The organism is Streptomyces sp. AM25 (genome assembly GCF_058146165.1).
In genome coordinates this window covers 1-4,161 of the sequence record NZ_JBKIWN010000119.1, presented here as the reverse complement: position 1 = coordinate 4,161, position 4,161 = coordinate 1, and the positions used below count along the sequence as shown (strand labels likewise).

Annotated in this window: 3 protein-coding genes and 1 pseudogene; 3 read left to right on the top strand and 1 reads right to left on the bottom strand. The window is 65.6% G+C overall.

Annotated features, from left to right (window positions below; all coding sequences use genetic code 11):
* Window positions 1–1,398 (bottom strand): transposase (locus ACLHRZ_RS37110; RefSeq protein WP_490422990.1); only part of this gene is annotated, 1,398 nt, incomplete at its 3' end.
* Window positions 1,399–2,117: 719 nt separating this feature from the next.
* On the opposite strand from ACLHRZ_RS37110, the gene ltrA reads away from it, so the two are divergent.
* The 3 genes and pseudogenes from ltrA to ACLHRZ_RS37095 form a co-directional block, all read left to right on the top strand.
* Window positions 2,118–3,482 carry a group II intron reverse transcriptase/maturase gene (gene ltrA / locus ACLHRZ_RS37105; RefSeq protein WP_490422989.1) on the top strand — a complete coding sequence of 455 codons (1,365 nt, stop codon included), beginning with the start codon at window positions 2,118–2,120 and terminating at the stop codon, window positions 3,480–3,482.
* Window positions 3,483–3,555: 73 nt separating this feature from the next.
* A pseudogene (locus ACLHRZ_RS37100) lies at window positions 3,556–3,807 on the top strand (flavin reductase family protein); the annotation flags it as partial.
* 49 nt (window positions 3,808–3,856) lie between these two features.
* A partial coding sequence (locus ACLHRZ_RS37095) for a transposase (RefSeq protein ID WP_490422988.1) occupies window positions 3,857–4,161 on the top strand: 305 nt, incomplete at its 3' end.

Below are 4,161 nucleotides of genomic sequence, written 5' to 3'. Positions count from 1 at the left end.
CCGAGCAGGACCGTCTTGCTGATCAAGAAAACCGGGACCGTGAATAACCCTCAGGGCCTCGTGGTTCTCGCGGACCTGGAAACTCATCCCACGCGGGTAGACCGGCGAGTCGGTGCAGCGCGAACGCACGGGGCAGGGGGTGCAGTCCCGTCGGGAGAATGCCGTCCCGATGACCTTGTACTGTCCTCGGACAGTCGGATGCCAGCGGGTACTCTTCGCCCCCTGTGGGCAGGTGACCTGCTGATTGTCCCCGTCAATGGTGAAACTCGGCAGGTCGAAACCGTCCCGCTCCTTCGCCTGCCGGGTGGTGGGCATGTGGAACGGGCCGAGCAGCTCGATACCGAAGTCGCGCCGGGAGCCGACGAGCAGATCGGCACTGGTGTAGCCGGTGTCGACCAGGTGCACCGCGGGCAGTAACTCCCGCTCGGCGAGGCCTGCGTGGATCCCGGCGGTGGCCTCCACGTCGGTGGTTGTGCTCTGGGTCGTTGCGACATGCGTGATCACGTGGGGTGCGTCCGGCTCGCAGTTCTCGGTCAGGTGGATCTTGTAGCCGGTCCGGCCCGTTCCCCGTTTGATCGAGTGTCGGGCTTCGGGATCAAACGGGGAACGGATCAACACGCGCCCAGGTGGGAGCTGTTTGTCCTTCCTCCGGAGCACCTGGCCGTCCTGGCGCTGGAAGTGCTGGATCCAGATCTGCCGCAGCATCTGGACCATGGGCAGCTCGCGCAGCCAGGCAGGCGTCTCGGGGCCATGGAGGGCTTCACGCAGCGTGAACCCGTCGGTGCCGACGGCGATCGCGTATTCGGTGCGGGCCGCGTCGCCGACCGGTAGCCGGTAGGCATCGACCCGCCGCTCGTAACGTTCGTACCAGGCTTCCGGTGCCAACGCGGTCAGCCACTGCGGAATGGCGACCGCCACAGCGTCCAGAGTCGCCCGAAGCGTCTCGGTGACCAACTCAAGCCGGCGCAGGGTGCGGACCGCGGCCAGGACCCGGGTGGAGTCGGAGCGAGCACGGCCGCCGGCCCGCGGCATGCCCTCCGCCTTCAATCGCTCCAGCAGCACGTTCAGCAGCCGCTCGCCCTCGCCGTCCTCAGCCAGGCGGGTGCGGAACTCGCTGAGCACCGTGTGGTCGAAGCCCGGATCGGTCAGCTCCGAGCCCAGGGCATACTTCCAGTCCACGCGGGCCCGCACGGCGTCGGCGGCCTGTCGGTCGGTCAGGTTCTCGACGAACTGCAAGACCGGGACCATCGCCAGACGCGCGGGTGAGAGCGCGGGATGGCCGCGCTTGGTGAACAGATCCGCGAACTGTGCGTCGCTGAAGACCCCGCCGAGCGAGTCCCGGATCCGTATCGCGAGCGATCCCCTGGGGAAGGCAGCACGTGCGACTTCAGCGGTCAACACAGGAATCTCGGGCATCGTCCTCGGCCACAGAGACATCAGGGATCACCTCGCCAGATCCCCGCGTACTCGTTCCAACACCACGGTCACACACACGGAGTGATCGACTCAGGCCCTCGTGTGAATTGGCCAGCAGAGGTACGTCCAGCAGTCCGGGCGTCATCGCAGTCCAGAAGGGATGTGATCAGGTGTAACCGGACGTCAAGCTCAGGGCAGCCAGCCGGTGCAAGTCCGGTCCGGGGAGACGCCAGGGTCCCCGGTAGCTGACTCCCGGCGTCGCTCGAAAGGGTGGCGTCGAAGTGGGGTGACAAGCGCCCTTCGGGGGCGTGCAACCGACCGGTCCGCAGCATGAAGCGAAGCCTGCAGCGTCGTAAGTGAATCCCGCCGTTGGGCGGCAAGGAGGTGCCGAGCCTGTCTCTGTTGGGCGAAGGCCACGGAAGGCGATCTTGGACCTGGAGCGGTCGCCGAAGGACCTCCCGGCGTAAGGGGCGTGGAACGGTCGGACGGTTGTCCTGGGAACTGGAGAGGGCCTCCTCGGCCCCGGGGAATACGGCCCGGGAAGCGTGGCCCGCCTATAACCGGCGTCACCGGGAAATGGTGGGTTGTCGAGAGGCAGTCGGAGGGGGTCGTAGTAGTGACGATGGGCGGGACAACACAACCCGGCCGGAGCGAAGGGCCCCTGCTTCATCGATGCGTTTCGCGAACAGGGAGGGGCCCGGATGAGTGCCGTTTCGGCTAGGACCATCCGCCGGGAGGAAGGCGCTGCAGGACTGGGCGGCCGTCCTTTGGACAAGGTCCGAGCCTTGCAGTGGACGCTCTACCGCTGTGCCAAGCAAGAACCCGACCGCCGGTTCCATGCTTTGTATAGCCATGTCCACCGTATGGATGTTCTTCGGCGGGCGTGGGCCGGTGTGTGCGTGAACCGGGGCGCTCCCGGCGTGGACGGGCTGACCGTCGACGCGGTGGCGACCTCGGGGGTGGAAGTATTCCTCCAGGACCTTTCGGAGAAGCTGCGGACGCATACGTATCGTCCGTCGGTGCTGCGGCGGGTCCAGATTCCCAAGCCGGGGCGGCCGGGGGAGTTGAGGCCGCTATCGATTCCCACCGTCGCTGACCGTGTGGTGATGACGGCCGCGAAACTGGTCCTTGAGCCGGTTTTCGAGGCAGGGTTCACCAAGGCGAGTTACGGATTTCGGCCCAGACGGTCTGCGATCGATGCATGCGAGACCGTGCGCATCTCTGCGAATCAGGGCCGGGAATGGGTATTTGAGGCTGATATCCGGGACTGTTTCGGCACGATCGACCACGACGCGCTCGTCACTCAGGTGGCGAGGCGTGTGGTGGACCGGTCGATGCTGAAGCTGATCCGGGCATGGCTGCGGATGGGAGTACTGGAGGGCGGAGTGACCTCCCCGAGCGGGGCGGGAACTCCCCAGGGATCACCAATTTCCCCCTTGATGGCGAATATTGCACTGAACGTCCTCGACGAGGCGTGGCAGGGCGAGGGACGCCGGCTGGGGGTGCTGGTGAGGTACTGCGATGACTTCGTGGTCCTGGCGCCGACCGGGCAACGGGCCGAGCAGGCCCGGGAACTGGCGGCGAAGGTGCTGGAGCGGCTCGGGATGCGTCTGCACCCCGAGAAGTCCGGCATTCTCTGTCTCACACGGGGCGGACAGGGCTTTGATTTCCTCGGCTTCCACCATCGTAAGGTGGAATCGTGGAGATGGCGGGGCAAGTTCTACTTGCAACGCTGGCCCTCGGCCAGAGCGATGCAGGTGTTGCGAGACAAAATCCGCGCAGCAACGGCACGTTCAAAGACCGAGCGGCCAGTATCTGCCGTAGTCGCTGATCTCAACCCTGTCCTTCAGGGCTGGACAGCGTACTTCCGCAAGGGACATTCCAGCAGGAAGTTCGATGCGGTAGACCGCTATATCCATGAACGGCTGGCGATCTTCGCCAGCCGTAAGCACGGCCGCACGGGCCGCAATTGGGCCACCCGCTATGACAGTGCGTGGCTGGCTCGGCTCGGGGTCTTCCGCCTGAGCGGAAACGTACGCTGGGTGACAGCGCATGCCAGCCGGTGAACGATGTCGGAAAGCCGTGTGCGGGAGAACCGCATGCACGGATTGATGTGGCGGGGGCTGGAAACGGAGCGCGATACACGCACCACCGCGTCAGTCCCCGACCCTACTCTCCCGGCTCAGCGGCCGGCAGATTTACCAGCTACTGGCGTCTGTGGTGGTTCCGCGGCCGATCGCCTGGGTGGCCACCACTTCCGCGGACGGTGTGGACAACCTGGCGCCGTATTCGATGTTTGCCCTTTCCTCCGTCGATCCCCCGGTGGTGCAGTTCACATCCATCGGACGCAAGGACACACTGCGCAACGTCGAGGCGAGTGGTGAGTTCGTGAACCGCACCGGCTTTGTTGGAGGTTTCGAATCCTGGAGGATTGGGACCTATGCCAGTGAAGAGGAAGTACCCGGACGAGCTCCGTGAGCGGGCCGTGCGGATGGTGCTCGAGATACGTGAGCAGACCGGCATCAGGACTGGGTCGATATCCCGGGTCGCCGACCAGCTCGGGATCAACAGGGAGGCGGTGCGGAACTGGGTGCGCCAGGCCGAGGTCGACGGCGGTCAGCGGCCCGGGACGAGCACTGCGGACGCGCAGAGGATCGCGGAGCTGGAGCGGGAGAACCGTGAGCTGAGGCGGGCTAACGAGATCCTTAAAGCGGCCTCGGTGGACTCAACCGGTCAGCGCAACAG

Excerpts from the sequence above, each read along its gene's own strand:
- ltrA (WP_490422989.1), top strand. The coding sequence starts at position 2,118 with ATGAGTGCCGTTTCGGCTAGGACCATCCGCCGGGAGGAAGGCGCTGCA.